The sequence below is a fragment of the Sphingomonas sp. 1F27F7B genome (assembly GCF_005503355.1).
In the GTDB taxonomy this organism is placed as follows: Bacteria; Pseudomonadota; Alphaproteobacteria; order Sphingomonadales; family Sphingomonadaceae; genus Sphingomonas.
In genome coordinates, this window is the sequence record NZ_SCMK01000006.1 from 154710 (window position 1) to 181012 (window position 26303).

Below are 26303 nucleotides of genomic sequence, written 5' to 3' on the forward strand. Positions count from 1 at the left end.
TGGGGCATCGGCATTACCGCCAGCCAAGCAGATGGAATCCCGCATTAAAAGACCGGGTCGTCGCTGAAACTGGGTGCTGGACATTAACCATTGGAGGAGTAGCAAGGCGAACGGGGTGGAGCCTTGGGTGTAGCATGGCGAGTCACTGGATAGATCGGGTCGCGGAGCCGCCCGTCGGCCGGGTGCCGATGGGCTGGGCAAACGGGCTGCACGTCGTGCCCGATCATGCCCCCGGCTTGCTCGCGCCGATGCCGGCCGCCTGGGAATGCGATCTTTCCGACGATTCACTGCGCTGGACGCCGGGTGTGTTCGAGATCTTCGGCCTGCCGCCCGGCCGGCCGGTGCTGCGCGACGAAGTGGTCGCGATGTACAGCGCGGAATCGCAGGCCGAACTGGCCCGGCTGCGATCGGAGGCGATCGCCAATTGCGGCAGCTTCACCTTCGAAGCCGAGATTCGTCGGCCGAGCGGCGAGATGCGCTGGATGCGGGTGACCGCCGATGTCGAAGTGCGCGATGGCCGGCCAGTCTATCTCTATGGCTTGAAACAGGACATCACGCACCTGAGACGGGGCTAGTTCCTTCCCCGGAGGGGGAAGGGCACCATGCGCGGCGTGGCGGAGGAGTCCCTTCCGCCGCGTATGCACGGCTTGGGACAAACGCCCGCGCTCCACCACGGACGTGAAGAAAGACGGTTCCTAGGCTGCGGAGGCCACCGGCAGCGTGGAAGTCACCACGCGATCCTTGCCCGCATGCTTCGCGGCATAGAGCAAGTCGTCGGCGAGGCGCAGCGCATCGGCGTGATCGCCCGTGATCGGTGCGACGCCCGCCGAGAAGCTGATCCGGCCGATCGGCAGGTCGGTGGTCTGGTCGCGCAGCAGGCGCTCGCGCAGTCGCGCGCGGCAGTCATCGAGCCGGTCGGCGGCTTCCTCGGCGTCGGCTCCCTCGAACAGGCAGACGAATTCCTCGCCGCCATAACGCGCGACCATCACCCGGCGGCCAAGATCCTCGCGCAGGAAGCGCGCGACGAAGCGGAGCACGCGGTCGCCAGTATGGTGGCCATGCCGGTCGTTGATCGCCTTGAAATTGTCGATGTCGCACAGCGCGAGGGCGAAGGGAGCGGCATCCGGCCGCGCCAGCGTTTCCTCCATCCGCGCGAAAAAGCCGCGGCGATTGGGCAGGCCGGTGAGGTGATCCTCCTCCGCCTCGCGCACCGCGCGTTCGAGATCGGCGCGCAGGCGGCGCGTGTCCTCGCGGGTGCGTTCGAGCCGGCCGCCGATCTTGCGCGTCGTCTCGGCGACTTCGAGCGTGACTTCAAGCAGCCGGCGATAGGCCTCGCCCGGCTCGCTGCCCATCTGGTCCGCCGCTTCGCCGAGCGCGGTCGAATAAGCGCTGGTCGAAGCGGTGGCGTCGCCCACCGCGCCAAGACAATCGGCGACCTTGCTCTCCAGTTCGCGGGTAAGCTTGTCGAGCTTGTCAGGCGTTTCGCTGGCAGCGCAGCGCTCGACGATCCGCTCGATGTCGCGATCGGTGAGGCGGCCCTTGGCGTTGAGCAGTTCCTGGGCCGCCCGCACCAGCGGAGCCTCCAGGCCGTCGAGGAAGCGGCCGGCGAAATCGAAGTTGGTCGTGCTGGGCTCCAGCCCGTGCTGGAACAGGAAGGCGCCGATCTGCTCGTAGCGTAGCCGGTGCAGCGCGGTCCGGTCGGGCGCGGCCCAGGGGTCTTCCCCTTCGCCGCGGCGAAACCAGGAGACGAGCCGATCGAGCGGGGAGTGGAGCGAGACGGGCGTGCTCATGGCCGCGCACCGCCGGTCCGTGCGGGATCCTTGCCCGCGCAATGCCCATCGATCCTGACCCTTGTCCGCATTTCCCCGCCCCCGTTTCCTGGGGATTGTTACGGGAGCGATCGTAATATTCGCGTTAATCCTGCCGGGAATTCGCCAAATCGGGTAGCGTGGCCGGCTCTGGGTCGGGGACTCACATTCCTTCAATCGTCATCCCCGCGCAGGCGGGGATCCAGGGCCAGGTGCGGAGCCGAGGTGGCGGGGTGCTGCCCGCTCCGGATGGCGTTCGCGCGGTGGTGCCGATATCCCGCATTACCCTGGATCCCCGCCTGCGCGGGGATGACGAAGGAAAATCGGATACTTGTTTGGGTTCTCAACCTACAGGATCTCGCGCACCCGCTCCGGCGGGCGGCCGAGGCGGACGCCCTTTTCGGTCGCCACCAGCGGCCGTTCGATCAGGATCGGGTCGGCTGCCATCGCATCGAGGATCGCATCGTCGTCCGCACCCTTCAGGGGCTTGGCGGCGTCCTCGGCGATGCGCAGGCCCTCGCGCGCGGTCATGCCGGCGCGGGCATAGAGGTCCTTCAGCGTCTCGCGGCTCGGCGGGGTCTTGAGATACTCGACCACTTCGACCTCGAGGCCCGGCGTTCCGTTCAGGATCGCCAGCGCCTCGCGCGACTTGGAGCAGCGGGGATTGTGGTAGATGGTGGCCTTCATGCCTCGTCCTGCCGGGCGAGCCACTCTTCCAGCCACTTGATCGTATAGTCGCCCTTCTGGAAATCAGGATCGTCGAGCAGCGCCTGGTGGAGCGGGATGGTGGTCTTCATCCCGTCGATCACGAACTCCTCGAGCGCGCGGCGCAGGCGGCGGAGCGCACCCTGGCGCGTGGTGCCGTAGACGATCAGCTTGGCGATCATCGAGTCGTAATAGGGCGGCACCTTGTAGCCGGCATAGAGACCCGAATCGACGCGGACGTTCATGCCGCCCGGCGCGTGATAGCCCTTCACCAGGCCCGGCGAGGGAGCGAAGGTGCGGGGATCCTCGGCGTTGATGCGGCATTCGATCGCATGGCCGCGGAAGACGACGTCTTCCTGGCGCAGCGTCAGGCCGTGGCCTTCCGCCACGCGGATCTGCTCGCGGACGAGGTCGAGGCCGGTGATCGCCTCGGTCACCGGATGCTCCACCTGCAGGCGGGTGTTCATTTCGATGAAGTAGAACTCGCCGTTTTCCCACAGGAACTCGATCGTGCCGGCGCCGCGATAGCCCATGTCGGCCATCGCCCTGGCGCAGATCCCGCCGATACGCTCGCGCTCCTCGGCCGAGAGCACCGGCGAGGGGGCTTCCTCGAGCACCTTCTGGTGGCGGCGCTGGAGCGAGCAGTCGCGCTCGCCGAGGTGAATGGCGTTGCCGTTGCCGTCGCCGAACACCTGCACCTCGATGTGGCGCGGGTTGCCGAGATACTTTTCCAGATACACCGTGGCGTCGCCGAAGGCGGCCTTCGCCTCGCTGCCGGCCTGGAGCATCTGCGCTTCGAGGTCGGCGGGGTTGGTGACCACCTTCATGCCGCGGCCGCCGCCGCCCGATGCGGCCTTGATGATCACCGGATAGCCCGCGGCCTCGGCGATGCGCTTGGCTTCCTCGACATCGCTGATCGCGCCGTCCGAGCCGGGGACAAGCGGCAGGCCGAGCGCACCGGCGGTGCGCTTCGCCTCGATCTTGTCGCCCATCGTGCGGATGTGCTCGGGCTTGGGCCCGACGAAGATGATCCCGTGCGCCTCGACGATCTCGGCGAACTTCGCGTTCTCCGAGAGGAAGCCATAGCCCGGATGGATCGCGTCGGCACCGGAGATCTCCGCCGCGGCGATGATCCGGTCGATCTTGAGATAGCTCTCGGCCGCGGCCGGCGGCCCGATGCAGATCGCTTCGTCCGCCAGCCGCACGTGCATCGCGTCCGAATCGGCGGTGGAGTGCACCGCGACGGTCTTGATGCCCATCTCGTGACAGGCGCGGTGGATGCGCAGCGCGATCTCGCCGCGATTGGCGATCAGGAGCTTCTTGATCTCGGGCATGGTTACTCGACCACGACCAGCGGCTGGTCGAACTCGACCGGCTGGCCGTTGTCGACCAGGATCGCCTTGACCGTGCCGGCCGAAGTGGCGTGGATCGGGTTCATCACCTTCATCGCCTCGATGATCAGCAGCGTGTCGCCGGCCTTCACCGTCTGGCCGACCGCGACGAAATTGGCCGCCTCGGGATTCGGCGCCAGATAGACGGTGCCGACCATCGGTGACTTGACCGCGTTCAGCGCCGACGCCGCGGGCGCGGCCTCGACGGCCGGCGCGGCGGCTACCGGTGCCGCAATCGCGGGCGCTGCCATCGGCGCCTGCATTATCGCCGGCGCGGCCTGCACGGTGCGGGCGACGCGGACCTTGCGATCGCCGTCCTCGACTTCGATTTCGGTGAGATTGGTGTCGTCCAGCACGGCGGCGAGCTGCCGCACCAGGTCGATGTCGACCTGCATTGCGCCCGTCTTGTCGTTCTTTTCTGCCATTTGATCTCGTCTTCCGATGAAACGGCGCCCTTTGTCAGAGGAGCGCGGCGGCTTCAAGCGCAAGCATGTAGGACAGCGCCCCGAAACCCGCGATGGTTCCCCTGGCGGCCATGCCGACATAGCTGTGGTGGCGATATTCCTCCCGCGCGAGCGGGTTGGAGATATGGACTTCAAGTACCGGCGTCCTGATCGAGCGGATCGCGTCGTACAGCGCGAGGCTGGTATGGGTGAACGCACCCGCATTGAGCAGCACCGCCCGCGCGCCGCGGGCCTGGGCCTCGTGGAGCCAGTCGATCAGATGGCCCTCGTGATTCGACTGACGCAGATCGATCTCGAGGCCGAGCGCCTTGGCCCGGTCTTCCAGCCGGCCCGCAATGTCGTCGAGCGTGTCCGAACCGTAGATCTCCGGCTCGCGCAGTCCCAGCAGGTTGAGGTTGGGACCGTTGAGGACGTAGATCGTATCGGCCAAGGCCAAGCCTTTCGGTTGCGGGCGCGGGAGCGGCTTCCCTATATGAGCCCGCGCTCCCGATCAAATATCCAAGGACAGTACATGCACAGCGACGGCACCGTCTCCATCACCGTCAACGGCGAGCACAAGCGAGTCACTGCGGGCCTCACCATCGCCCGGCTGGCCGAGGAGCTGGGGCTGGTGCCCGCCAAGCTGGCAGTGGAGCGCAACCTGGAAGTGGTGCCGCGCTCGACGCTGGACCAGGTGATGGTCGAGGATGGCGACGAACTGGAGATCGTGCACTTCGTCGGCGGCGGCGACCATCCGGTCGCGGCGGGCGGCGGCGATCATGGCAGGCGCGTCGATGACGATAGCTGGACCGTGGCGGGCAGGACCTTCCGCTCGCGGCTGATCGTCGGCACCGGCAAGTACAAGGATTTCGAGCAGAACGCAGCGGCCGTGGCCGCGTCGGGCGCGGAGATCGTGACCGTGGCGGTGCGCCGGGTGAACGTGAGTGATCCCAAGGCGCCGATGCTCACCGACTATATCGATCCGAAGAAGATCACCTACCTGCCCAACACCGCCGGCTGCTTCGATGCCGAATCGGCGATCCGCACGCTGCGGCTGGCGCGCGAGGCGGGCGGCTGGGAGCTGGTGAAGCTCGAAGTGCTGGGCGAGGCGCGGACGCTCTATCCGGACATGGTCGAGACGCTCCGTGCCACCGAGATCCTCGCGAACGAAGGCTTCAAGCCGATGGTCTATTGCGTCGACGATCCCATCGCCGCCAGGCGGCTGGAGGATGCCGGGGCAGTGGCGATCATGCCGCTCGGCGCGCCGATCGGATCGGGGCTGGGCATCCAGAACCGGGTGACGATCCGGCTGATCGTGGAAGGGGCCAAGGTGCCGGTGCTGGTCGATGCCGGAGTCGGCTCGGCGAGCGACGCGGCGGTGGGCATGGAACTGGGCTGTGACGGCATCCTGATGAACACTGCGATCGCCGAGGCGAAGGATCCGATCCTGATGGCGGCGGCGATGAAGGCGGCGGTGGAGGCCGGGCGGCTCTCCTATCGCGCCGGGCGCATGGCCAAGCGCCGTTATGCCGATCCGTCGAGCCCGCTCGCGGGGCTGATCTGATGCGGGGCGCGGCGGCCGCGGCGCTTGCGCTGGTCGCGCTCTCCGCCTGCCACCCCAAGCCGGCGAATGTGCCCAAGGAGGCGCGCGCCATCTCCGCCGAGCCGGTGACGCTCACCGCGGCGGACGGGGTGAAGGTGGCCGGGGTCTATACCGGGGTGGAGAAGCCCAAGGCGCTGATCCTGCTCTTCCACCAGGCCGAATCGGGCCGGGACGAATATGCCACCATCGCGCCGCGGCTGGCGACCTGGGGCTATGCGTCGCTCCGCATCGATCAGCGTGCCGGCGGCGACCTGTTCGGCGGCAACGAGACGGCGAGGGGCGTCGGCGTCAAGCCGGGCCATATCGCGACTTCGGCGGAATATCTGGCGGCCAAGCCCGATCTTGAGGCCGCGCTCGCCTGGGCGGAAACCCGGAAGCTGCCGGTGATCCTGTGGGGCAGCAGCTATTCGGCCTCGCTGGCCTTCCTGCTCGCCGCCGAGCATCCGGGCGAAGTGAAGGCCGTGCTGGCCTTCTCGCCCGGCGAGTATTTCGACGATGCGAAGCTGGTAAGGACCGCGGCCGCCAAGGTGAAGGCGCCGGTGTTCGTGACTTCCGCCCAGGACGGGCGCGAGATCGACGCGGCGCGCGACATCCTTGCCGCGGTGCCGGGCGAGAAGGAGCAGTTCGTGCCCAAGCAAGGCGGCGTGCACGGTTCCTCGACCCTGCTGCGCCCGAAGAATCCCGATGGCGCCGAGCCGGCCTGGGCCGCGGTGATCGCGTTCCTGCAGAAGGTGGCGCCCTGACCCTGGTTCCCCTCCCTGGAAGGGAGGGGTTAGACCGAGGACATTTGATTTCCCGTCGTCATCCCCGCGCAGGCGGGGATCCAGGGTAATGAAGCGGCGCCCTTTGCGGCTCTGGATCCCCGCCTGCGCGGGGATGACGGAGGATAGGGGCCGGCGCGCTCAATGCGGTTTCCGCACCAGCCACACCGAACGGCCGCCGGTCGCGGCGTCCTCCGGCTTGTAGGCGAGTTCGAACAACCCGGTCTTCGCGAACACCGCGCGATATTCCGCCGGGTCGGCACTGGCGTGGAACAGCGCCTCGCCGAACTGGCACCCGATCGCGCTGCCGCGCGCGGGCCCCGTGTTGAACAGCAGCGCACCGCCGGGCGAGAGCCAGGAGGCCATCCGCTCGAGCAGGGCGAGCTGATCGTCGGCGGGCAGGTGGAAGAGGCTGTCCCAGGCAATGATCCCGCCGAACATGGCGTCCAGCGTCACGTCGCGGATGTCCGCCGCGATCCAGCGCTCGCGCGGGAAGCGCGTGCGGCACAGCGCGATCATCTTCTCCGAGACGTCGATGCCGGTGATCGGGTGGTGCGCGTCGTGCAGATAGCGCGCGATCGGCTCCCCCGCGCCGCAGCCCAGGTCCAGGACCGGCGCGCCCTTCGGCACCCCCAGCAGGAAGCGGTCGAGCCAGGCGCGTTCGGCGAAACGCTTGCGCCGCTCATGATCGAAGGCATGGGCATGTCGCTCATAATGTTCGGCAATCCGCTCTGGCATGACGGAACCCATATCCGGCGCTGACCGTTGTTTCAGTCAGACGGATCACAGGCGCGGCCAAGCGCCGATCCGCGGCAGGAGATTGGAATCATGGGTGAACTTACCGACAAGATCAAGGGCAACGTCAACGAGCTGGTCGGCAAGGCCAAGCAGGCGATGGCGGGCGACGCCGACGATCCCAACCGCACCCGCGCGGACGACAAGCTCGACGTCGAGGGCAAGCTGCAGGAGCTGAAGGGCAAGGGCCAGCAGCTCATCGGCAAGGTCAAGGGCGCGCTCGGCGACGATATCTGATCCCTTGGCGGATACTCAGGGGAGGCCGTTCCGGGAAACCGGGGCGGCCTCTTCGTTTGCGCGAGCTTCGGGGCTAGGGTGCGACATGGTTTCGAAGACCAGCCTCACCGAGAGCATCCGCCGGCACCGCCTCGAGGAGGTGCGCGAAGCGCTCGCGGCCAGGCCCGATCTGCTCGGCCATCGCGACGAGCGCGGCCGAAGCTGGCTGCACCTGGCCTGCGCGACGCCCGGCACCGGCGTCGCCATGGCCGACCTGCTGCTTGGGCTCGGCCTCGCGCTCGACGATGCCGCCTTCACCGAAGGCGCGTGGCGTGCGACGCCGCTCTGGTTCGCGGTCGCGCGCGGATCGAACCATCCGCTCGCCGAGCATCTGCTGGCGTGCGGCGCCGACCCCAATCATTGCCTGTTCGCCGCTGCCTGGAACGAGGATCGCGCGATGATCCGCCTGTTGCTCGCGCAGGGCGCGGACATCGAGGAAGGGGCGGACCGCGGCGACACGCCGCTGCTGGGCGCGGTTGGCTGGAGCAGGTTCGGGCCGGCGGAGGAATTGCTGATCGGCGGCGCCAATCCCGATGCGCGGGACGGAAAGGGCCGGACCGCGCTGCACCGGATGCTCGCGAAGGGCAGCGGGGCGGAGCATTTCGCCATGTTCGTGCGCGCCGGCGCGCGCGGGGACATTCCCGACGGCGAGGGGCGGACGGTGGTGGAGATATTGGGGCGGAAGCGGGATCCGATATGGTGGGAGATCGCGGAGGGACTGGCGAGCTGATCCGGATCCTCCTCGGTCAGGACCGGCGCGCACCGCGACCGATCAATCCGGAACGTAGAACGACCAGAGCTCGCTTTGCAGCTTGTGCGCGGCGAAGCGCACCGGGCGCGTCCTGGGCCCGATCTCGCAGATCATGTGCGAAAGGACGTCCGCCGGTACGAGCGGATCGGGCAGGCGCACAGTCTCGCCATTGATCCAGCGCCATTCTTCCTGCCAGACGCGACGATCCCGGATCGTCAGATTGTCGCCCTTTCGTCCGACGTGCAGGTGCCGCCAGCCCATGTACTCGCCTCTTCGATTGCCTCGTGCGCATTATAGGGCGTGCGCGGCAGCCAAAGCCGTGCGCCGGCGGGATTATTTGCTCCGGAGGCCCGAGACGGTGAGCCCCGGGGTGATGAATTCGATGTCGGTCTTGAGATGGAGCAGGCGCAGGCCGGTCTGGGCGAGCGCGCGCTCCAGCGCGGGGGCGAACTGCGCGGTGGTCTCCACTGTCTCGGCCCAGCCGCCATAGGCGCGGGCGAGCGCGGCGAAATCCGGATTGCGCAGCGTCGTGCCGGAGAGGCGCAGGGGATATTCGCGCTCCTGATGCATGCGGATCGTGCCATAGGTCGAATTGTCGACCAGGAGGACGATCAGCTCGGCATCGTGCTGGACGGCAGTGGCGAGTTCCTGGCCGTTCATCAGGAAGTCGCCGTCGCCGGCGAGCGCGACCACTGCGCGGCTTGGGAAGCGCAGCGCGGCGGCGACGGCGGCGGGCACGCCATAGCCCATCGCCCCGGCGGTGGGGGCGAGCTGCGACGGCTGGGCGGCATAGGGCCAGTAGCGGTGCCACCAGCTGGAGAAATTGCCCGCGCCGTTGCAGATGATCGCATCCGCCGGCATCGCCGCGCGCATCGCCGCGACGCATTGGCCGAGATCGAGCGCCACGCCTTCGCGGGGCTTGGGCGTGGACCAGTCGATCCATTCGGCGTGCGCGGCCCCGGCGTCGAAGCGGGGCAGCTCTACTTCCGTGTCGGCCGCGAGCGTTGCCGCGAATTCGAACGGGCGCGCGCAGATCGGCAGGTCGGCCAGATAGACGCGGTTGAGTTCGTCGGGGTCCGGGTGGACATGGATCAGCGTCTGCCCCGGATGGTCCGGTGTGATCAGCGCATAGCCGTCGGTGGTCGCCTCGCCCAGCCGCGCGCCGACCACGAGCAGCAGGTCGGCGTCCTTGATCCGCTGGACCAGGCGCGGGTTGGGGCCATAGCCGAGATTGCCGGCCCAGACCGGCGCGGTGTTGGGGATCGCGTCCTGCCGCCGGAAAGCGCCCGCCACCGGCAGGCCGATCCGCTCGGCGAACTTGACGAATTCCTCGCCGGCCTCCGCGTCCCAGCCGGCGCCGCCGACGATCGCGACGGGGCGCTCGGCCTTGCGCAGCAGCGCGTACATCTGGTCGAGGTCATAGGCGTCGGGTGCCTGGAGCGGCGGCGCGAGCTCGGGCCGGTCGAGCGCCTCGACTTCGTCGCACAGCATGTCCTCGGGCAGCGCGATCACGACCGGGCCCGGCCGGCCCGACATCGCCACCGCATAGGCGCGGGCGACATATTCGGGGATGCGGCGGGCGTCCTCGATCCGGGTCGCCCATTTGGCGAGCGGGGCAAACATCGCGGGCAGGTCGATTTCCTGGAAGCCTTCGCGATCGCGCATGCCGCGGTCGACATCGCCGATGAACAGGATCATCGGCTGCGAATCCTGCATCGCCACGTGCACGCCGATCGACGCGTTGGTGGCGCCCGGCCCGCGCGTCACGAACGCGATGCCGGGCTTGCCGGTCATCGCGCCGTCGGCACAGGCCATGAAGCCGACGCCGCCTTCCTGGCGGCAAGTGACCATGTCGATCGCGGGCACGTCGTGCAGCGCGTCCAGCACGGCGAGGAAGCTCTCGCCCGGCACGTGGAAGATGCGGTCGCAGCCCTGTGCGACCAGATTGTCGACGAGGATCCGGCCCCCGGTTCGTTTTGCGGTCATGATCCATCTCTAGACCGGCCGGGGCAGGAAGCGTAACCCCCATGGCCATGCTGATCATTGGCAATCATGTCTCGCCCTATGCCCGCAAGGTATTCGTCGCACTCGATCACAAGGGCGTCGACTATGAGCTCGACCCGATCGTGCCCTTCTACGGCACCGACGCATTCACCCGGGTCAGCCCATTGCGCCGCATTCCGGTGCTGATCGACGGCGAGCTGGTGCTCAACGATTCGACCGTGATCGCCGAATATGTCGACGAACGCTGGCCCGAGCCGCCGCTGATGCCGCGCTCGCCCGCCGATCGGGCCCGGGCGCGGTGGATGGAGGAATATGCCGACAGCCGGCTGGGCGACCTGATCATCTGGCGGCTCTTCTATCAGAAGACGATCGTCCCCTATGTGTGGAAGCGCGAGCCCGACCAGGCGCTGATCGCGCAGGTCACGACCCGCGATCTGCCGGAAGCGCTCGACTGGATCGAGGCGCGGGCGCCCGCGGACGGCTTCCTGTTCGACCATGTCTGCATCGCCGACTTCACTTATGCCTGCTTCTTCCGCAACGCCTCGCTCGCCGGGTTCGAGATCGACGCGGATCGCTGGCCGCGCACGGCCGCATGGCTCGAACGGGTACGCGCGGTGCCGGCGTTCGCGGGGACGATGAAGTACGAGGCCGCGATCGTCGGCGTGCGCTCGGTGGACCGGCCTGAGGCGCTGCGGGCGGCAGGGGCGAGGGTAGCCGCGCAAAGCTATGGCGGGCGCGAGCCGCATCGCTCGATCATGCTGGACGACGGGCCCTAGCCGCCGCTCATTTCCCAAGCCACAGCACCAGGAGCCCGATCGCGACGGCCAGCTGCACGGCCGCGATCAGCAGGAGCTGGGTGGAAAAGGGCTGCTTCCGGGTCTTGTGGCGGAACAGCCGCCGCGCCGCGAGCGCGCCCGGCGTGCCGCCCAGGAGCGCGAGCCGGAGAAGCCGGGCCTCCGGAATGCGCCGCGCACCGGCGGCCGCACGGCGCTTGTCCTCCTGGAAGCGCAGCATCGTCCACAGGTTCACGCCGACGATCCATGCGAGAAGGGCTGCAAGCATGCCGCGCTATCGCAGCGGAACCGCGAACGGAAAAGGGCCGCGCAGTTGCCCGCGCGGCCCCTTCGTTCCGGATCGTCAGGCGATCAGAAGCGGACGCCGAGGCCCGCGAGCACCTGGTGACGCTCCACATCCTGGCTGTAGTTCGAGTAGCGATACTCGACCTTGCCGTAGAGGCGCTGGCCGAACGCATGCTCGACACCGGCGCCGAGGCGGAAGCCGTCCAGATTGTCGGAGACGCGGACATTGCCGGTCTCGCCGGTGATGCGGCCGTTGGTGTAGCCGCCCTTGGCATAGACCAGGGTGGTCGGGGTGACGGCGATGCCGGCGCGCACGCCCGCATACAGGTCACGGCCGGCCTTGACGGTGACGCCGGCCTCGGTGGCCTTGGTGGTCGAGCCGGTCACTTCGGCGTCGACGCCGAACACTGCCTTGCCGCGCTGCAGGTCATAGCCGATGGCGCCGCCATAGACGAAACCCGACTTGCCGTCGCCATCGCCGTTCACGCGGTCCCAGCCGCCGATCACTTCGGCGCGCGGACCCTGGAAGGTGCCGTCCTGCGCGAGGGCGGGGGTTGCGGTGGCCGCCACGAGGGCGAGCGCGGTCGTTGCGAGAATTCGCATTTGTTTTCCTACCTTTGGACTTATTACTCAGGTTCGGATGGCCATCCGGGGCTCTACGTAGGCCTCCGATTCCGCAGTGCAATATGGCAATTTAATTACAACCCTGCCGTGTTGCCATTGTGCCACACCACCGGTGCCGATCATCTCCTGTTCAGCTTGGATCGAGGGCGATCCCGCCCGTTGCTGCGGCGCAGCGAAGTTGAAAGTCGGTTCAGGTTCGCTTGACCGGAGCTTCCGCGCCGGACTATCGCCCCCGGCGAAGTCAGGAGAGAATCGCGGATGAAGAAGCTCTACCCCAACGCCGAAGCAGCGCTGGAAGGGCTGCTGTTCGACGGCATGACGATCTGCGCGGGCGGTTTCGGCCTGTGCGGCATTCCCGAGCGGCTGATCGATGCGATCCGCGATGCCGGGACCCGGGACCTCACCATCGCCTCGAACAATGCCGGCATCGACGGCGAGGGGCTGGGCAAGCTGCTGCGGACGCGCCAAGTGAAGAAGATGATCTCGTCCTATGTCGGCGAGAACAAGGAGTTCGAGCGGCAATATCTGTCGGGCGAGCTCGAAGTGGAATTCTGCCCCCAGGGCACGCTGGCCGAGCGCTGCCGCGCGGGCGGGGCGGGCATTCCGGGCTTCTACACCAGGACCGGCGTCGGCACGCAGGTGGCCGAGGGCAAGGAAGTGAAGGTCTTTGACGGCGAGGAATATATCCTCGAGCGCGGCATCCGCAGCGACCTGTCGATCATCAAGGGCTGGAAGGCGGACGAAGCGGGCAACCTGATCTTCCGCAAGACCGCGCGCAACTTCAACCAGCCGATGGCGACGGCGGGGCGCATCTGCGTCGCCGAAGTGGAGGAAGTGGTGCCGGTGGGCAGCCTTGATCCCGACCAGATCCATCTGCCGGGCATCTATGTGAAGCGCATGATCGTCGGCGCCCCCTATGACAAGAAGATCGAGTTCCGGACCACCCGTCCCCGCCCAGAGACCCTGGGGGCCGCGTGAACCGCATCTGCGCGATCGCGGGCCTCGCGCTCGCCGCGAGCGGCCTTTCGGGCTGCATCGCCGCGGCGGCGGTGCCGCTCGGCGCCGCGGCGGGCGTGATCAAGACGTCGCAGGACCACAAGCGCAAGAAGAGCAAGGCCGAGCGGGCGGCGCCGCAGCCGGGCCAGGTCTTCGAGACCGGGGATGGGGAGAAGGTCCAGCTCACCAACCTCACCGCGCTGCCGCCCCCGAGCGGCACGCCGGTCGCATCGAGCGCGCCGGGCGGGTCGGCTCCCGCGCCAGGAAGCGTGCCGCCCGAGATGCAGTTCCTCTACGGCTCGGGCGAGGCTTCGGCGCTCAGCCTGCAGGCCTATGCGGCGCTGTGGAACTATGTCCATGGCGAGCTGCGCTTCCGCCGCGACAAGAGCCAGATCACCTCGGTCGTGATGACGCGCGATTCGACGCTGACTTCGCCCCGGTTCGAGACCTGCGGCAAGCGCCCGCTCGCCGTGGTGTTCGACGTGGACGAGACGGTGCTGCTCAACCTGGGCTTCGAGAGCGACGCCGCCCGGCGCGGCCCGGGCTATGATCAGGGCCGCTGGACGCGCTGGGAAGAGACCGGCGCGGACAAGGTGGAGGCGGTGCCCGGCGCGCCCGAGACGATCGCGGCGCTGCGCGGCGACGGCATCACCGTGATCTACAACACCAATCGCTCGGCGAGCACCGCCGCTTTCACGATCCGGGCGCTGGAGCATGCCGGGCTGGGCCCGGTGACGCTCGGCGACACGCTGATCCTGCGCGACGATGCCGCGCCCGGCGGCAAGGACGAGCGGCGCTGGAAGATCGCCGAGCGCTATTGCATCGTCGCGATGGGCGGCGACCAGCTCGGCGATTTCAGCGACTTGTTCAACGCCAAGGACCTGTCGGTTTCCGCCCGGCGCAACACCACCGCCAACACGCTGATCGCGCCGCTCTGGGGGCATGGCTGGTTCATCCTGCCCAACCCCGTCTACGGCACCGGCCTGAAGGGCCAGATGGACGACGTGTTCCCCAAGGACAAGCAATGGGCCGATCCGGCCGGGGCGGCGAAACCATGAGCTGGTTGCGCCGATCCGAGCCGGAGCATCCCGGCGCCCTTCCGCTCGAGGGGCATGCGGGCCTGACGGATGATTATTTCGAGCTGGCCCGATTTTGGGTGAGCGCCGAGCAAGGCCGTTCGTTCAGCATCGTCGGCACCATGACGCATTGGCCGCCGGAACTGCTTGGCTCGCTGCTCGTCGAGTGTGTCGAGACCGCCGCAGCCGGCTATGCCGCGCACACCGGCCTGGCCGAGGCCGACGTGCTGCAGGGAATCTGGCGGGGATTTGACGAGGAGCGCGCCCGGTCGGTGGCCGACGGCGCAAAGGAGAACTGAGAAATGCCCTGGACCCGTGATGAAATGGCGGCACGCGCCGCGAAGGAGCTGCGGGACGGCTTCTACGTCAACCTGGGCATCGGCATCCCGACGCTGGTGGCGAACCACATTCCCGAGGGCGTGGAAGTCACGCTCCAGTCGGAGAACGGCATGCTCGGCATCGGGCCGTTCCCCTATGACGACGAAGTCGATCCCGATCTGATCAATGCCGGCAAGCAGACGATCAGCGAGCTGCCCCAGTCGGTCTATTTCGGCTCGGAGCAGAGCTTCGCGATGATCCGCGGCGGCCATATCGACCTGACCGTGCTCGGCGCCATGGAGATCAGCGAGGGCGGCGACATCGCCAACTGGATGATCCCTGGCAAGATGATCAAGGGCATGGGCGGCGCAATGGACCTGGTCGCGGGCGTGAAGAAGATCATCGTGGTGATGGAGCACAATTCCAAGAACGGCGATCCCAAGTTCGTGCCGAGCTGCGAGCTGCCGCTCACCGGCAGGAACGTGGTCGACATGATCATCACCGACCTCGCCGTGTTCCAGCGCGCGGATCATGATTCGCCCTTCCGCCTGGTCGAGTTGGCGCCCGGCGTCACCGAAGCGGAAGTCGCGGAAAAGACGACGGCGAAGTATGAAGTGGCGCTCGTCGCCGCCTGATCGCCTTCGGCGCTTATCCCTTTCGGACAAGGATGGTCCATCAGGTTGAGAACCCAAACAAGTATCTGATTTTTCGACGTCATCCCCGCGAAGGCGGGGATCCAGAGCCAAGCGCGGAGCGAGAGTGGCAGGTTCCGCCCTTTCCGGACGGCGTTTGCGCGATGGCGCCGATATCCCGTGCTGCCCTGGATCCCCGCCTTCGCGGGGATGACGATGGAAAGAGCGAGGATGACGACGGAAAGAGCGAGGATGGCGACGGAAGGAGCGGGGATGACGAAACAGGGGTATTTGTCCGAAAGGGATCAGTGCCGTCGCCTTCATGGCCACATGACTGCGAATTAATCTTTGCCCGGCTGGCGGGGGCGGAAACAAAGGCGTAGCATTCGGCAATGCTAGCATGGTTCCGCCGCCGCTATCTCGACCTGCTGGGCTCGATCTACATCTATAACGAGCATCGCGGGTATACGAGCATCGACCGGGTGCTCGAGGCGGTGAAGGCGCGGGCGCCCGACGACCATGCGCTGATCGCCGCGATCGAGAAGCACCGGGCCGACGAGCGCAAGCATTATGTGATGTTCAAGCGCTGGTTCGAACTGCAGGGCAAGATGCCGCTGCAGGTCGACCGGACCTGCGGCCATATCGACCGCTTCGTCGAAATCATGTTCCGGCGCACGATCGACGAACTCGATACCCAGGCGGTGATCGACGACGATGCGCAGTTCGAGCGGCTGTGCCGGGTCATCTCGCTCACCGAACGGCGCGGCTACAAACAGGTCGACATTCTGCTCCGGCATCCGCTGGTGCGGCACGACAAGGTGCTGATGAAGATCTTCCGGGTCATCGAGAAGGACGAGCCCAGCCATTGGGCACCCTATGACGGCTGGCTCCAGGCGAACGGCAAGCGCGATCCCAAATGGTGGGAGCGGGCGATCGACACCTTCATCCATTCCGAGCTGCTGTTCCTCAAGCTGCCGGTGCTGTTCCTCAATCCCGGCGTGAAGCGGCGCACCGAATGGGCGGATGCCCGCGAACCGGCCGAGATCCGGGCTTCCGCAATCCCCAGCCTGGCCTGATTTCCCCGCCTTCGACGCGCGCGCGTGCGTCGTGATCGCCGTCAGGTCCGGATTCGTCGCAATGCTGTGGCAATGCACGGCCGCCTGACGCACCCGGCCTCGCCGCAGCATAAGGTCGCACTGCTGCAACCGCCGGAGAGGGCGTGCCGGAATGTCGGCGCGCGGGCGTAACGGGGTTTGTGCATGCGTAGGATGGTCTGCGGCCTGACCGGGCTGATCGTGTTTCTTGCGGCTTTGGATCTGTCGAGCGGTCTGGAGGATGGCGATGCCGCGGTTAAGGCGGAGCGCGGGAGCGGCGCCGGCCGCGAACGGGGTGCGTCGCATTTCTCGACGCACTGGACCGCCGCGTCGTGCCGCTATCTCGTCTCGGACTGGCAGCGGGGCTGACACTCCGCTATCGGGTGCACATGCATATTCTCCTGACAGGCTCCTCCGGCTGGCTCGGCCGTTTCCTCGCGCCCCTGCTCCGTGCGGAAGGGCACGTCGTGACCGGGCTCGACGTTGCACCGGGCGCGGATACCGACCTGATCGGATCGGTCGCCGACAGGGCGTTGATCGATCGCATCTTTGCCGAGCGCGGCATCGAGGCGGTGATCCATGGCGGGGCGCTGCACAAGCCCGATATCGCACGCTATCCGGCCCGGGCGTTCGTCGACGTCAATGTCACCGGCACGCTGAACCTGCTCGAGGCGGCTGCCCGTGCCGGCCATGACCGGTTCGTCTTCACGTCCACCACGTCGCTGATGATCAGCCAGGCGATCCGCGACGAAGCCGGGGATTCGGCGATATGGCTCGACGAGCGTTCCGGGCCGATCGAGCCGCGCAACATCTACGGCGTCACCAAGCTCGCCGCCGAGCAGCTCTGCCGGCTGGCCTGGCTGAACGACGGGCTCAATTGCGTCGTGCTGCGCACCAGCCGCTTCTTCCCGGAAGAGGACGACACGCATCGGGCGCTGTCCGGCGAGAACATGAAGGCGAACGAGTTGCTGTACCGCCGGCTGACGGCGGAGGACGCCGCGCGGGCCCATCTGCGCGCGCTGGAAAGGGCGCCGGAGATCGGCTTCGACACGTTCATCGTCTCCGCGCCGACGCCCTTTGCGCGCGCGGACTGCGCGGCGCTCAAGGCCGATGCGCGCGCTGTGATCGCGCGGTATTTCCCGGACGCTCCGGCGCTCTATCGTGCCCGGGGCTGGGAACTCCCCGCGAGCATCGGCCGCGTCTATGACGCCGGCCATGCGGAGCGCCGGCTCGGCTTCCGGTGCGAGACCGGGTTCGTGGAGGTGCTGGAGGCGTTGCGGACGGGGCGGCCGCTGCCGTTCGCGCACGACCCGGCCTATGTCTCGCCCAATGAAGCGGCGGGCGCGGCCTGACCGGGAGGATGCCGAAGGGTGTCGTCGCGGCCCTGTAACGAAACTGCGCTCTGGATCGCGCCCGGGAATCCGGGGGGAATCCGATGCGGGGCGTGGTCAAGCTGTTCGAAGTCCTGGTGGCGATCGCCATCGTGCTGGCGGCCGGGCTCTTTGTTGGCTCCGAATGGATCATCGGGCGCGGCCATGCCGTGCCGGACGATCGAATCGCCATTCCGCGCGATCCCGCGGCGATCGCCGAAGGCGGGCGGCTCGCCACGCTCGCGGGCTGCCGCAGCTGCCACGGGCCGAACGGCGAGGGGCGGGTCTGGACCAGCGACCGGCTGACCGGGACGATCGCGCCGCCGGCCATCGCCCGCAAGCTCGCTTATTATTCGGACGCGGAGCTCGTCCGGCTGATCCGCTACGGCGTCAAGCGGGACGGCAGCACGGTCTTCATCATGCCCACCGGGGCGCAGCGCGCCTGGGCCGATGACGATCTTGGCCGGATCATCGCCTGGCTGCGCACGCTGAAGCCCGGCGCGGGGGATTCGCGGGCGGAGACCGGCTATGGCCCGTTGCCGCGCCTCGGCATGCTGGCCGGCAGTTTCGAGGAGGGCTATCGCAACGTCCGGCTGGCTCCGGCGCACCGGCCGCCCGAGACGGGCCGCTATGTCTATGACACGGCGTGCGCCGCCTGCCATCGGCTGGGCGACGATCATGCGCTGGGCGAGGGGCCGGTTGCCCCTGCGCTGGCGCCCATGGCCGCCGGCTATGATCCCATCGCCTTCCGCCGGCTGCTGCGCATCGGGGTGGGGAAGCGCCGACGCGACCTGGGGCTGATGTCGGCGGTCGCCCGGGAAGCGACGCATGCGCTCAACGACGCGGAAATTGGCGCGCTCCATGCCTATCTCAGGGGCGAGGCGGACAGGCTGGGCCGCTGACCGGAGAATAGTTCAACTATGCGATGGAAAATTGCACGAACGCTTGCCTGTGCGCAAGAATCGACTAAAGCGCCTGCATGACCGCTCAACCGCGCACTCTCTATGAAAAGATCTGGGCCGACCATGTGGTCGAGCGCCGGGACGACGGAACCTGCCTGATCTATATCGACCGCCATCTCGTCCATGAGGTGACCAGCCCCCAGGCCTTTGCCGGCCTGCGCGCGGCCGGGCGGCCGGTGCGCCGCCCGGACCTTACGCTTGCGGTTCCCGATCATAACTTGCCGACCACCGCCCGCGTCGACGCTGCCGGCGATGCGCTGCCGATCGCCGATCCGGCGAGCGCGGGCCAGCTCGCCGCTCTCCGTGCGAATGTCGCCGAGTTCGGCGTGCCCTATATCGACGCGCTCGATGCGCGGCAGGGAATCGTCCATGTCATCGGCCCCGAACAGGGCTTTACGCTGCCCGGCGCGACGCTCGTCTGCGGCGACAGCCATACTTCGGCGCATGGAGCGTTGGGAGCGCTGGCCTTCGGCATCGGGACGAGCGAGGTCGAACATGTGCTCGCCACGCAAACTTTGCTGCTGTCCCCGTCCAGGACGCTCGAGATCCGCGTCGATGGCAGACTGGGCTTCGGGGTCAGCCCCAAGGACGTCGTCCTGGCGATCATCGGCAGGATCGGCGCGGCGGGCGGTACCGGCCATGTCATCGAGTTCACCGGCGACGTGATCCGCGACATGTCGATCGAGGGGCGGCTGACCGTCTCGAACATGTCGATCGAGGGCGGTGCCCGCTCGGGCCTGATCGCGCCTGACGAGACGACCTATGCCTATATCAAGGGCCGGCCGATGGCGCCCGGGGGCGAGGCCTGGGACCGGGCGGTCGCCCATTGGAAGAGCCTGGCCACCGATGCCGGCGCCGCGTACGACAGGAGCGTCGTCCTGCACGCGAGCGACATCGCGCCGTCGCTCACCTGGGGCACCAGCCCCGAGGACGTGGTGCCGATCACCGGCGCGGTGCCCGATCCCGAGAGCTTCGCGGATCCCGCCAAGCGCGTCGCCGCGCAAAAGTCGCTCGATTACATGGGCCTGACGCCCGGTATGCGGATGGAGGACGTGCCGATCGAGCACGTCTTCATCGGCTCGTGCACCAACAGCCGGATCGAGGACCTGCGCGCCGCCGCGGCAGTGGTGAAGGGCCATCACGTGGCTGATCGCATCCGCCAGGCGCTGATCGTGCCGGGCTCCGGGCTGGTGAAGCGCCAGGCCGAGGCCGAGGGGCTGGACCGCATCTTCCTCGAAGCCGGGTTCGAATGGCGCGAGCCGGGCTGCTCGATGTGTCTCGCGATGAACCCGGACAAGGTTCCCAGCGGTGAACGTTGTGCTTCCACCTCGAACCGGAATTTCGTAGGGAGGCAGGGTCCGGGGGCGCGGACGCATCTGCTTTCACCCGCAATGGCGGCGGCAGCGGCGATCCGGGGACGCCTCACCGATGTCAGGGAGCTGATGTCGGAGGATGCGTAAGGGGATGTTGTATGAAGCGGGCGCTCATCGCGTTGATTGCGGGTACGGTGCTGAGCGGCCTGGCCGCGGCCTATGCGGCCACGGGCAAGGCAGTCGAGGCCAGGGCGGAGGTCACGGCCACCCGCTGATCCGGGAGGTTGTGTAGAGTGGAAGCCGTTCGCAAGGTCGACGGGCGCGCCTATCCGTGGGGCGCCAAGAATATCGACACCGACATCATCATTCCCGCGCACTGGCTGAAGACCACCACGCGCGAGGGGCTGGGCAAGGGCGCGTTCGAGAGCGTGCGCGCCCAGCCGGGCAATATCTTCGACGATCCGCGCTATGCGGGGGCGCCCGTGCTCGTCGCCGGCGACAATTTCGGCTGCGGATCGAGCCGCGAGCATGCCGCCTGGGCGCTCGCCGATCTCGGCATCAAGGCCGTGATCGCGCCGAGCTTCTCGGACATCTTCTCGGGCAACGCCTTCAAGAACGGCATCGTGCCGGTGGTCCTTCCCCAGGAAGCGGTCGACCGGCTCGTCGAGGTCGCCAGGACCGACGAGATCACGGTCGACCTGGAGACGATGACCGTCACCACGCCCTTCCAGGATCGCTTCGCCTTCGATCTGGACCCGTTCCGCCGCCAATGCCTGATGGAAGGGCTGGACGAGATCGGCATGACGCTGGCACAAGATACCGCGATTTCGAAATTCGAAGCCGGAATGGCGAAGGATCGCCCCTGGCTGGCGGTGGAGACGGCGAATGAAGGCATTGCTCTCGAAGCAACCGGGCGGACCTGATACTCTAATCTTGGAGGATCTGCCCGATCCGACGGCGGGCAGGGGGCAAGTGGTCGTCGCGGTGAAGGCCTGCGCGATCAACTATCCCGATTTCCTGATCATCGAGGACAAATATCAGTTCAAGCCGCCGCGCCCCTTCGCGCCGGGCGGCGAGATCGCCGGCGTGATCGAAAGCGTGGGCGAGGGCGTGACCGATTGGGCGGTGGGCGACCGGGTGATTGCAGTGACCGGTCATGGCGGGCTGGTCGAGAAGATCGCGATCGAGGCGTTTCGCCTGTTTCGCCTGCCCGAGGGGCGCAGCTTCGAGGAAGGCGCGGCGCTGCTGCTCACCTATGCCACCACGATCCACGCGTTGCTCGATCGCGGGCATCTGCGCGAAGGGCACAACCTGCTGGTGCTGGGTGCCGCGGGCGGCGTCGGCCTCGCCGCGGTGGAACTCGGCAAGGCATTCGGCGCGCGCGTGATCGCGGCGGTCTCCTCGGAAGAAAAGGCGGCGGCGGCGAAGGCTGCCGGCGCGGACGAGGCGCTCGTCTATGGCCGCGCTCCGTTCGACAAGGACCAGTCCAAGGCACTGGCGGAGCAGTTCAAGACGGCGCTGGGGCCCCAGGGCGCGGACGTGATCTACGATCCGGTGGGCGGCGACTATGCCGAGCCGGCGCTGCGCGCGATCGGCTGGGAGGGGCGTTATCTCGTGGTCGGCTTCCCGGCAGGCATTCCCAGGCTGCCGCTCAACCTGACCCTGTTGAAGAGCTGCGACGTGTGCGGCGTGTTCTGGGGTGCCTTCGCGGCGCGCGATCCCAAGGCGAACGCGGCGCATGTGGGGCAGCTGTTCCGGCTATGGGGCGAAGGGCGGATCGCTCCGAAGGTGACGGAGACCTTCTCGCTTGCCGATGGCGGCAAGGCGATCGCCAAGATGGCCGCGCGCCAGGTGATCGGGAAGGTCGTGGTGACGATCTGATCCTCCCCGGCACGGGGAGGGGGACCACGACGCGAAGCGGCGTGGTGGAGGGGTCTCGCCGCGAGCAAATCCCGTGTTGCGTTCCCCCTCCACCGTGCTGCGCATGGTCCCCCCTGCCGGGGAGGATCGGCTGCTTGCTCTCCGGCCTTCGCCCCCCTATCTCCACACCAAACGCCATATAGGGGACTGCAATGACCACGTTCGACGATCGCGAAAAGGCATTTGAGGCGAAGTTCGCGCGCGACGAGGACATGGCCTTCCGCGTCACCGCCCGTCGCAACCGTCTCGTCGGCCAGTGGGCCGCGGCGCAGATGAAGCTGACCCCGGAAGAGACCGATGCCTATGCCAAGGCAGTCGTCCAGGCCGACTTCGAGGAAGCGGGCGACGAGGATGTGATCCGCAAGCTGCTCGGCGATCTGCTCGCCGCCGGCATCGAGACCGACGATGCCACCGTGCGCCGCGCGCTTGAGGAGCAGGCAGTCGAGGCGCGCCGCCAATTGATGGGTGAAGCCTGATGCCAATGGCGGCCAGCGAGATCGAAGACCTCATCAAGGCCGGCATCCCCGATGCCCGGGTCGAGATCACCGATCTCGCCGGTGATGGCGATCATTATGCGGCGCGCGTGGTCGCGCCGATGTTCAAGGGCATGCCGCGGGTGCGCCAGCACCAGGCGGTCTATGCCGCGCTCGGCGGGCGCATGGGCGGCGTGCTCCACGCTCTCCAGCTCACCACCGAAGCGCCCCTCGAGGAGCAAGCGAAGTGACCGACGATACCCAGGCGCGCATCAAGGCGCTGGTCGACAGCAACAAGGTGCTGCTGTTCATGAAGGGCAGCCCGCTCTTCCCGCAGTGCGGCTTCTCCAGCCGCGCGGTGGCGATTCTCAACCATCTCGGTGTCGAGTTCGAGAGCGTCGACGTGCTCCAGGACCAGGGCATCCGCCAGGGGATCAAGGAATTCTCCGACTGGCCGACCATCCCGCAGCTCTATGTGAAGGGTGAATTCGTCGGCGGCTCGGATATCATGATGGAAATGTACGAGAGCGGCGAACTCGCCCAGCTCTTCGCCGAGGCCTGACCCCGGCAAGGCCTGCTTTCCGATGACGCCCTGGTGAAAGCCGGGGCGTTTTTCGTCGCCGGGCGTGACGTTGCGGCGTAAAATCGTCTTGCTGCCTGATTCTGGGAGGCCCCGGGTGGGTGGGTCGACGCGAGACCGGGAAGTAGCGGTCGACCCACCCAATGAATGAAGCGTAGAACGCTTGGGGTGCCCTTTACTTTGCACTCGCCGTGCCAGTTTGGGCCAAGCCCGGATTTCCGGGGTTTCGATGGTTAGCGATCGTTAACCAGGCATCGCGCTTGTAAGCAATTCCGACAGTTTGGCGAGCTTCAGAGCCCTTCGCTCGAGAAATCCCATTTGGCGCCGTTCACCCAGCCTTCGCCCATCGCGATCGTGCCCTTGCGATTGAGGACGACATGCTGCCACTTCGGATTGGCGGTGTTCGAGCGCAGATAGCTCATCACTAGAACCATCATCTGCTCGGCATCGGGCTTGTTGCGCCAGAGCAAGCCGTTCTTGTTCGCATCCTTCACATGGCCGGCGGTGCCCTTCACCGCAGCCAGGAAGTCGCAGATCACGTCGTCGGCGTGGTCGGGGCTGTTGGCGGCGATGAAGTCCTTGACCCTTTGCGGTGAGAGGGTCTCCAGCCCGCCATTCTGCGTGATGATGTCGAAGAACCAGCAGAACAGCCGCTTGCTGGGCGTGCCGTCGTCATAGCCCCTTGCCCAGGCCGTGGCGCCGGCATGGGCGCGGCCGGCGACTTCGCCGATCACCTTGTCCTGCTGCGCGCGCATCGCCGTGCCGCCCATCAGCGCGCGAAGCTCGGCCTTGGCGACGGGCTTCAGCGCCTTGCCGTTCTGCCAGCCGTTCACGATCGCCAGGCCGTTCCGCACCGTGCCGGTGCAGGCTGCCCAAATCTGCGCACCATAGGTCGGCATCGCGGCAAGCACGACCGGCTGGCCCACCGCCTTCACCATCGGCTGCAGCGAGTTCTGTCCGATATTCCATTGCAACGCGCCGCAGGAGATCCCCATGCCGTCGAAATTGCCGGACGCGCCCATGTACGGGTCGCCGGCCACTTCGAAGCCGGGGGTGATCTTGACGGCGGACTTGATCCAGTCGGCAGGCGGGTTGGCCATGTCTCTTCTCCAGTGAAACCGTGTGGAATCGCCAGTGGTGCGACTTTCTCACTGGAGGGAGATGCATGCGAAGTTGTGCAGATATTGGCAAATCCTGAAGAGTCCATGTTGGATCGTTCAGCCGGCGTTCACCCAGTTGACTACAGACGTAATCGAGACGATTACAGACGTAGTCATTTCAAAGAGGGAACGATGACCGAACGGATCAGCGACGCCGAGCACGCCGTGATGGAAGTGCTGTGGGAGGAGTCGCCGCTCACTGCCCAGGAAGTGGCCGAGCGGGTGCCCGCCGCCCGAGGCTGGAGCGCCAATACGGTCAAGACTCTGCTTGGGCGCCTCCTCGCCAAGAACATCATCGCGCACCAGGAAGAGGGCCGCCGCTATCTCTATCATCCGTTGGTCGTGCGCGGCGATTATGTCGCCGGGGAATCGCGCAAGCTGATGGACCGGCTCTTCGGCGGCAAGCTCACGCCGCTGGTCGCGCATCTCGCCGAGCGCGACGAACTTACCGAACAGGACATCGCCGAGATCGAGGCGCTGCTGAAGGAACTCAAGCAATGACCGGCTGGATCATCGAGACCTTCGTCGCGAGCACGCTGCTGATGCTGCTGGTGCTCGCTATCCGCGCACCCGTCCGCCGTGCGTTCGGTCCGCAGATGGCCTATGCGCTCTGGGCGCTTCCCGTGATCCGGATGCTGATGCCCCCGCTGCCCGGCGACTGGCATCTCACGAGCCTGATCGCACCCTTCGTCCGCGAAGCCGACGTGCCGGGGATCGTCACCGGGGTGATCAAGCCGGAAGCGCTGCCCAGCGGGATCGACAAGGGCGCGGTGACGATCGTCGAGATCGGCGCTGGCAGCCACCCCGTCGCGGCTGCCCTGGTCGCGCCCGCACAAAGCGCGAGCGGGCCCAGCCTGCTGATCCTCGGCATCAGCCTGTGGGCGATCGGGGCGCTGGCCTTTCTCGCCTGGCATCTGATCGCCCATCGCCGGCACTGCGCACGCCTGCTCAAGGCCGCGCGCGTCGATCGTACCGTGGCGCAAGGCAAGGTGCGGGTGATCGAGACCGATGCGGTGCACGGGCCGCTCGCCTTCGGAGTGCTGCGCAAATATGTCGCCTTTCCGTGCGATTTCACCGAGCGCTATGACGAGCAGGAACGCGATCTCGCGCTGGCCCATGAGCTCGGCCATCATGTCCGCGGGGATCTGATCGCGAACTGGGTCGCGCTGGTCGTCCTCGCCATCCACTGGTTCAATCCGGTCGCCTGGAGGGCCTTCCGCGCCTTCCGCGCCGACCAGGAAATGGCCTGCGACGCCCTGGTGCTCGCCGGCCGCGCCCAGGCACTGCGCCATGCCTATGGCCGTGCGATCGTCAAGTCCGCGCATGGGGGTGCGGTCTCGGCGGCGTGTCACTTGCATACGATCAACGAAGTTAAAGGGAGGCTCCGCATGCTTTCGAAGACCCATAAGAACACTCCCGCCCGCCTCGCTGCCGGCCTGGTCGGCACCGGCGTGCTCGGCCTCGCCGCGCTCGGCCTCACCGCCTCGGGCACGCAGGCCGCCGAGCAGATCAAGGCAAAGGTGGCGACCGTCACCGGCGTGACGCTGGATCAGGACGTGCCCGCGCCGCCGCCCCCGCCGCCCGTCGCCGCGCCGGCTGCTCCCGCGACGCCCGCCGCTGCGCCGGAAGCACCCGCGGCGCCCGTCAGAGTGGAGCGGTACGTCTATCGCTCCACTGAGGGGGGCAAGGAGAAGGACGGCAAGCGCGTCACCAAGATCGTGATGACGCGTGCCGATGGTTCTTCGTTCGAGACGAAGATTCCCGATGTCGATGCGATCCGCGCCAGCGTGCCGGAAGTCCGCAACGGCAAGTGCGCGGACACCACGGACGGCAAGCCGGTCGTCGAGAAGTTCGAGCGCGACGGCAAGAAGGTGATGATCATCTGCTCCAACCGGATCGAGAAGATCACGGTCGAGGCCCAGAAGGTGGCGATCGACGCCAGACGGATGGGCATGCAAAGCGCGATGATGGGCCTGCGCATGGCCCGCCGGTCGATCGAGGGCCAGTTCGATCTCAGCACCGAGCAGCGCGCCAATGCGCTGAAGGGCATCGATGAAGCGATTGCCGAAGTCGAGAAGAGCGTCCCCGACGACAAGTGACATGGAGGGGAAGGGCGTTCGTCAAAAAGCCCCTTTCACGAACGCCTTTCGACGGGGCCGGCCGATCTCC

33 protein-coding genes are annotated in these 26303 nt (G+C 67.3%); 22 read left to right on the plus strand and 11 right to left on the minus strand.

The genetic code is table 11. The annotated features are described in order from the left end of the window. Positions 1-134 precede the first annotated feature (134 nt). The gene (locus FFS08_RS07920; RefSeq protein ID WP_249340975.1) at positions 135-575 is read left to right on the plus strand and encodes a PAS domain-containing protein; all 441 of its coding nucleotides are present in this window, start codon (positions 135-137) and stop codon (positions 573-575) included. Between the two features lie 120 nt (positions 576-695). Here FFS08_RS07920 and FFS08_RS07925 read toward each other — a convergent pair whose 3' ends face one another. From FFS08_RS07925 to aroQ, 5 genes are all read right to left on the minus strand, one after another. Beyond that, positions 696-1790, minus strand: coding sequence for a GGDEF domain-containing protein (locus tag FFS08_RS07925; protein WP_137861485.1), 1095 nt, complete (start codon positions 1788-1790; stop codon positions 696-698). Positions 1791-2156: 366 nt separating this feature from the next. Continuing rightward, entirely contained in the window at positions 2157-2495 is a 339-nt protein-coding gene (gene arsC / locus FFS08_RS07930) for an arsenate reductase (glutaredoxin) (RefSeq protein ID WP_137861486.1), read from the minus strand. Continuing rightward, positions 2492-3847 (minus strand): acetyl-CoA carboxylase biotin carboxylase subunit, encoded by a 1356-nt coding sequence (gene accC / locus FFS08_RS07935; protein WP_137861487.1) that lies wholly within the window; start codon positions 3845-3847, stop codon positions 2492-2494. The genes arsC and accC overlap by 4 nt, the downstream gene beginning before the upstream one ends. A 2-nt stretch (positions 3848-3849) precedes the next feature. After that, entirely contained in the window at positions 3850-4329 is a 480-nt protein-coding gene (gene accB, locus FFS08_RS07940) for an acetyl-CoA carboxylase biotin carboxyl carrier protein (RefSeq protein WP_137861488.1), read from the minus strand. Between the two features lie 34 nt (positions 4330-4363). Further along, on the minus strand, positions 4364-4798 hold the full coding sequence (gene aroQ, locus FFS08_RS07945) for a type II 3-dehydroquinate dehydratase (protein WP_137861489.1): 435 nt from the start codon (positions 4796-4798) through the stop codon (positions 4364-4366). A gap of 81 nt (positions 4799-4879) precedes the next feature. Here aroQ and thiS point away from each other — a divergent pair, with 81 nt between their 5' ends. Further along, complete coding sequence (gene thiS / locus FFS08_RS07950) at positions 4880-5911, plus strand: sulfur carrier protein ThiS (RefSeq protein WP_137861490.1); 1032 nt, start codon at positions 4880-4882, stop codon at positions 5909-5911. Then, positions 5911-6693, plus strand: a complete 783-nt coding sequence (locus FFS08_RS07955) for an alpha/beta hydrolase (protein ID WP_137861491.1) — start codon at positions 5911-5913, stop codon at positions 6691-6693. Before thiS ends, FFS08_RS07955 begins: the two co-directional genes overlap by 1 nt. 159 nt (positions 6694-6852) lie before the next feature. Here FFS08_RS07955 and FFS08_RS07960 read toward each other — a convergent pair whose 3' ends face one another. Then, on the minus strand, positions 6853-7449 hold the full coding sequence (locus FFS08_RS07960; protein ID WP_171012522.1) for a class I SAM-dependent methyltransferase: 597 nt from the start codon (positions 7447-7449) through the stop codon (positions 6853-6855). Positions 7450-7539: 90 nt separating this feature from the next. Between FFS08_RS07960 and FFS08_RS07965 the strand changes: the two genes are divergently transcribed. Together FFS08_RS07965 and FFS08_RS07970 are read left to right on the plus strand one after the other, a co-directional pair. Continuing rightward, entirely contained in the window at positions 7540-7743 is a 204-nt protein-coding gene (locus FFS08_RS07965) for a CsbD family protein (protein ID WP_137861493.1), read from the plus strand. A gap of 85 nt (positions 7744-7828) precedes the next feature. Next, positions 7829-8512 carry an ankyrin repeat domain-containing protein gene (locus FFS08_RS07970; RefSeq protein WP_137861494.1) on the plus strand — a complete coding sequence of 228 codons (684 nt, stop codon included), beginning with the start codon at positions 7829-7831 and terminating at the stop codon, positions 8510-8512. 42 nt (positions 8513-8554) lie between these two features. Here the strand turns inward: FFS08_RS07970 and FFS08_RS07975 are convergent, their stop codons facing one another. Then, the gene (locus FFS08_RS07975) at positions 8555-8794 is read right to left on the minus strand and encodes a hypothetical protein (RefSeq protein ID WP_137861495.1); all 240 of its coding nucleotides are present in this window, start codon (positions 8792-8794) and stop codon (positions 8555-8557) included. Between the two features lie 72 nt (positions 8795-8866). Then, complete coding sequence (locus FFS08_RS07980; protein WP_137861496.1) at positions 8867-10519, minus strand: thiamine pyrophosphate-binding protein; 1653 nt, start codon at positions 10517-10519, stop codon at positions 8867-8869. Positions 10520-10560: 41 nt separating this feature from the next. On the opposite strand from FFS08_RS07980, the gene FFS08_RS07985 reads away from it, so the two are divergent. Then, positions 10561-11313 carry a glutathione S-transferase family protein gene (locus FFS08_RS07985; protein WP_137861497.1) on the plus strand — a complete coding sequence of 251 codons (753 nt, stop codon included), beginning with the start codon at positions 10561-10563 and terminating at the stop codon, positions 11311-11313. Positions 11314-11320: 7 nt separating this feature from the next. Here the strand turns inward: FFS08_RS07985 and FFS08_RS07990 are convergent, their stop codons facing one another. Next, positions 11321-11599 carry a DUF1294 domain-containing protein gene (locus tag FFS08_RS07990; protein WP_137861498.1) on the minus strand — a complete coding sequence of 93 codons (279 nt, stop codon included), beginning with the start codon at positions 11597-11599 and terminating at the stop codon, positions 11321-11323. 83 nt (positions 11600-11682) lie between these two features. After that, on the minus strand, positions 11683-12219 hold the full coding sequence (locus FFS08_RS07995; protein WP_137861499.1) for an outer membrane protein: 537 nt from the start codon (positions 12217-12219) through the stop codon (positions 11683-11685). A 279-nt stretch (positions 12220-12498) separates the two neighbouring features. On the opposite strand from FFS08_RS07995, the gene FFS08_RS08000 reads away from it, so the two are divergent. From FFS08_RS08000 to grxD, 14 genes are all read left to right on the plus strand, one after another. Then, positions 12499-13218, plus strand: coding sequence for a CoA transferase subunit A (locus FFS08_RS08000; RefSeq protein WP_137861500.1), 720 nt, complete (start codon positions 12499-12501; stop codon positions 13216-13218). Further along, on the plus strand, positions 13215-14294 hold the full coding sequence (locus FFS08_RS08005) for an HAD family acid phosphatase (RefSeq protein ID WP_249340976.1): 1080 nt from the start codon (positions 13215-13217) through the stop codon (positions 14292-14294). The genes FFS08_RS08000 and FFS08_RS08005 overlap by 4 nt, the downstream gene beginning before the upstream one ends. Next, positions 14291-14611, plus strand: a complete 321-nt coding sequence (locus tag FFS08_RS08010) for a DUF5076 domain-containing protein (protein WP_137871825.1) — start codon at positions 14291-14293, stop codon at positions 14609-14611. Before FFS08_RS08005 ends, FFS08_RS08010 begins: the two co-directional genes overlap by 4 nt. Positions 14612-14614: 3 nt before the next feature. Continuing rightward, positions 14615-15265: a 3-oxoacid CoA-transferase subunit B gene (locus tag FFS08_RS08015; protein ID WP_137861502.1), complete on the plus strand. Its 651-nt coding sequence runs from the start codon at positions 14615-14617 to the stop codon at positions 15263-15265. 389 nt (positions 15266-15654) lie between these two features. Further along, complete coding sequence (locus FFS08_RS08020; protein WP_137861503.1) at positions 15655-16338, plus strand: ferritin-like domain-containing protein; 684 nt, start codon at positions 15655-15657, stop codon at positions 16336-16338. 183 nt (positions 16339-16521) lie between these two features. Continuing rightward, entirely contained in the window at positions 16522-16725 is a 204-nt protein-coding gene (locus FFS08_RS08025; protein ID WP_137861504.1) for a hypothetical protein, read from the plus strand. A 20-nt stretch (positions 16726-16745) separates the two neighbouring features. Further along, positions 16746-17708 carry an NAD-dependent epimerase/dehydratase family protein gene (locus FFS08_RS08030; RefSeq protein WP_137861505.1) on the plus strand — a complete coding sequence of 321 codons (963 nt, stop codon included), beginning with the start codon at positions 16746-16748 and terminating at the stop codon, positions 17706-17708. Between the two features lie 83 nt (positions 17709-17791). Further along, positions 17792-18628, plus strand: coding sequence for a cytochrome c (locus tag FFS08_RS08035; protein WP_137861506.1), 837 nt, complete (start codon positions 17792-17794; stop codon positions 18626-18628). A 77-nt stretch (positions 18629-18705) separates the two neighbouring features. After that, on the plus strand, positions 18706-20148 hold the full coding sequence (leuC, locus tag FFS08_RS08040; protein ID WP_137861507.1) for a 3-isopropylmalate dehydratase large subunit: 1443 nt from the start codon (positions 18706-18708) through the stop codon (positions 20146-20148). 146 nt (positions 20149-20294) lie between these two features. Continuing rightward, the gene (leuD, locus tag FFS08_RS08045) at positions 20295-20924 is read left to right on the plus strand and encodes a 3-isopropylmalate dehydratase small subunit (protein WP_137861508.1); all 630 of its coding nucleotides are present in this window, start codon (positions 20295-20297) and stop codon (positions 20922-20924) included. Then, entirely contained in the window at positions 20887-21882 is a 996-nt protein-coding gene (locus FFS08_RS08050) for an NADPH:quinone oxidoreductase family protein (RefSeq protein ID WP_171012523.1), read from the plus strand. The genes leuD and FFS08_RS08050 overlap by 38 nt, the downstream gene beginning before the upstream one ends. Positions 21883-22073: 191 nt before the next feature. Continuing rightward, complete coding sequence (locus FFS08_RS08055) at positions 22074-22397, plus strand: DUF1476 domain-containing protein (RefSeq protein ID WP_137861509.1); 324 nt, start codon at positions 22074-22076, stop codon at positions 22395-22397. Beyond that, positions 22397-22645 (plus strand): BolA family protein, encoded by a 249-nt coding sequence (locus tag FFS08_RS08060; protein ID WP_137861510.1) that lies wholly within the window; start codon positions 22397-22399, stop codon positions 22643-22645. The genes FFS08_RS08055 and FFS08_RS08060 overlap by 1 nt, the downstream gene beginning before the upstream one ends. Next, the gene (grxD, locus tag FFS08_RS08065) at positions 22642-22956 is read left to right on the plus strand and encodes a Grx4 family monothiol glutaredoxin (RefSeq protein WP_137861511.1); all 315 of its coding nucleotides are present in this window, start codon (positions 22642-22644) and stop codon (positions 22954-22956) included. Before FFS08_RS08060 ends, grxD begins: the two co-directional genes overlap by 4 nt. Before the next feature lie 308 nt (positions 22957-23264). Here grxD and FFS08_RS08070 read toward each other — a convergent pair whose 3' ends face one another. Then, on the minus strand, positions 23265-24074 hold the full coding sequence (locus tag FFS08_RS08070) for a peptidoglycan-binding domain 1 protein (RefSeq protein ID WP_137861512.1): 810 nt from the start codon (positions 24072-24074) through the stop codon (positions 23265-23267). Positions 24075-24266: 192 nt separating this feature from the next. Between FFS08_RS08070 and FFS08_RS08075 the strand changes: the two genes are divergently transcribed. Beyond that, on the plus strand, positions 24267-24635 hold the full coding sequence (locus FFS08_RS08075) for a BlaI/MecI/CopY family transcriptional regulator (RefSeq protein ID WP_137861513.1): 369 nt from the start codon (positions 24267-24269) through the stop codon (positions 24633-24635). Beyond that, on the plus strand, positions 24632-26233 hold the full coding sequence (locus FFS08_RS08080; protein ID WP_137861514.1) for a M56 family metallopeptidase: 1602 nt from the start codon (positions 24632-24634) through the stop codon (positions 26231-26233). The genes FFS08_RS08075 and FFS08_RS08080 overlap by 4 nt, the downstream gene beginning before the upstream one ends. The last annotated feature ends 70 nt before the right edge of the window (positions 26234-26303 follow it).

Excerpts from the sequence above, each read along its gene's own strand:
- FFS08_RS07920 (WP_249340975.1), top strand. The coding sequence starts at position 135 with ATGGCGAGTCACTGGATAGATCGGGTCGCGGAGCCGCCCGTCGGCCGG.
- FFS08_RS07925 (WP_137861485.1), bottom strand. The coding sequence starts at position 1,790 with ATGAGCACGCCCGTCTCGCTCCACTCCCCGCTCGATCGGCTCGTCTCC.
- arsC (WP_137861486.1), bottom strand. The coding sequence starts at position 2,495 with ATGAAGGCCACCATCTACCACAATCCCCGCTGCTCCAAGTCGCGCGAG.
- accC (WP_137861487.1), bottom strand. The coding sequence starts at position 3,847 with ATGCCCGAGATCAAGAAGCTCCTGATCGCCAATCGCGGCGAGATCGCG.
- accB (WP_137861488.1), bottom strand. The coding sequence starts at position 4,329 with ATGGCAGAAAAGAACGACAAGACGGGCGCAATGCAGGTCGACATCGAC.
- thiS (WP_137861490.1), top strand. The coding sequence starts at position 4,880 with ATGCACAGCGACGGCACCGTCTCCATCACCGTCAACGGCGAGCACAAG.
- FFS08_RS07955 (WP_137861491.1), top strand. The coding sequence starts at position 5,911 with ATGCGGGGCGCGGCGGCCGCGGCGCTTGCGCTGGTCGCGCTCTCCGCC.
- FFS08_RS07960 (WP_171012522.1), bottom strand. The coding sequence starts at position 7,449 with ATGCCAGAGCGGATTGCCGAACATTATGAGCGACATGCCCATGCCTTC.
- FFS08_RS07965 (WP_137861493.1), top strand. The coding sequence starts at position 7,540 with ATGGGTGAACTTACCGACAAGATCAAGGGCAACGTCAACGAGCTGGTC.
- FFS08_RS07970 (WP_137861494.1), top strand. The coding sequence starts at position 7,829 with ATGGTTTCGAAGACCAGCCTCACCGAGAGCATCCGCCGGCACCGCCTC.
- FFS08_RS07975 (WP_137861495.1), bottom strand. The coding sequence starts at position 8,794 with ATGGGCTGGCGGCACCTGCACGTCGGACGAAAGGGCGACAATCTGACG.
- FFS08_RS07980 (WP_137861496.1), bottom strand. The coding sequence starts at position 10,519 with ATGACCGCAAAACGAACCGGGGGCCGGATCCTCGTCGACAATCTGGTC.
- FFS08_RS07985 (WP_137861497.1), top strand. The coding sequence starts at position 10,561 with ATGGCCATGCTGATCATTGGCAATCATGTCTCGCCCTATGCCCGCAAG.
- FFS08_RS07990 (WP_137861498.1), bottom strand. The coding sequence starts at position 11,599 with ATGCTTGCAGCCCTTCTCGCATGGATCGTCGGCGTGAACCTGTGGACG.
- FFS08_RS07995 (WP_137861499.1), bottom strand. The coding sequence starts at position 12,219 with ATGCGAATTCTCGCAACGACCGCGCTCGCCCTCGTGGCGGCCACCGCA.
- FFS08_RS08000 (WP_137861500.1), top strand. The coding sequence starts at position 12,499 with ATGAAGAAGCTCTACCCCAACGCCGAAGCAGCGCTGGAAGGGCTGCTG.
- FFS08_RS08010 (WP_137871825.1), top strand. The coding sequence starts at position 14,291 with ATGAGCTGGTTGCGCCGATCCGAGCCGGAGCATCCCGGCGCCCTTCCG.
- FFS08_RS08015 (WP_137861502.1), top strand. The coding sequence starts at position 14,615 with ATGCCCTGGACCCGTGATGAAATGGCGGCACGCGCCGCGAAGGAGCTG.
- FFS08_RS08020 (WP_137861503.1), top strand. The coding sequence starts at position 15,655 with ATGCTAGCATGGTTCCGCCGCCGCTATCTCGACCTGCTGGGCTCGATC.
- FFS08_RS08025 (WP_137861504.1), top strand. The coding sequence starts at position 16,522 with ATGCGTAGGATGGTCTGCGGCCTGACCGGGCTGATCGTGTTTCTTGCG.
- FFS08_RS08030 (WP_137861505.1), top strand. The coding sequence starts at position 16,746 with ATGCATATTCTCCTGACAGGCTCCTCCGGCTGGCTCGGCCGTTTCCTC.
- FFS08_RS08035 (WP_137861506.1), top strand. The coding sequence starts at position 17,792 with ATGCGGGGCGTGGTCAAGCTGTTCGAAGTCCTGGTGGCGATCGCCATC.
- leuC (WP_137861507.1), top strand. The coding sequence starts at position 18,706 with ATGACCGCTCAACCGCGCACTCTCTATGAAAAGATCTGGGCCGACCAT.
- FFS08_RS08050 (WP_171012523.1), top strand. The coding sequence starts at position 20,887 with ATGAAGGCATTGCTCTCGAAGCAACCGGGCGGACCTGATACTCTAATC.
- FFS08_RS08055 (WP_137861509.1), top strand. The coding sequence starts at position 22,074 with ATGACCACGTTCGACGATCGCGAAAAGGCATTTGAGGCGAAGTTCGCG.
- FFS08_RS08060 (WP_137861510.1), top strand. The coding sequence starts at position 22,397 with ATGCCAATGGCGGCCAGCGAGATCGAAGACCTCATCAAGGCCGGCATC.
- FFS08_RS08070 (WP_137861512.1), bottom strand. The coding sequence starts at position 24,074 with ATGGCCAACCCGCCTGCCGACTGGATCAAGTCCGCCGTCAAGATCACC.
- FFS08_RS08075 (WP_137861513.1), top strand. The coding sequence starts at position 24,267 with ATGACCGAACGGATCAGCGACGCCGAGCACGCCGTGATGGAAGTGCTG.
- FFS08_RS08080 (WP_137861514.1), top strand. The coding sequence starts at position 24,632 with ATGACCGGCTGGATCATCGAGACCTTCGTCGCGAGCACGCTGCTGATG.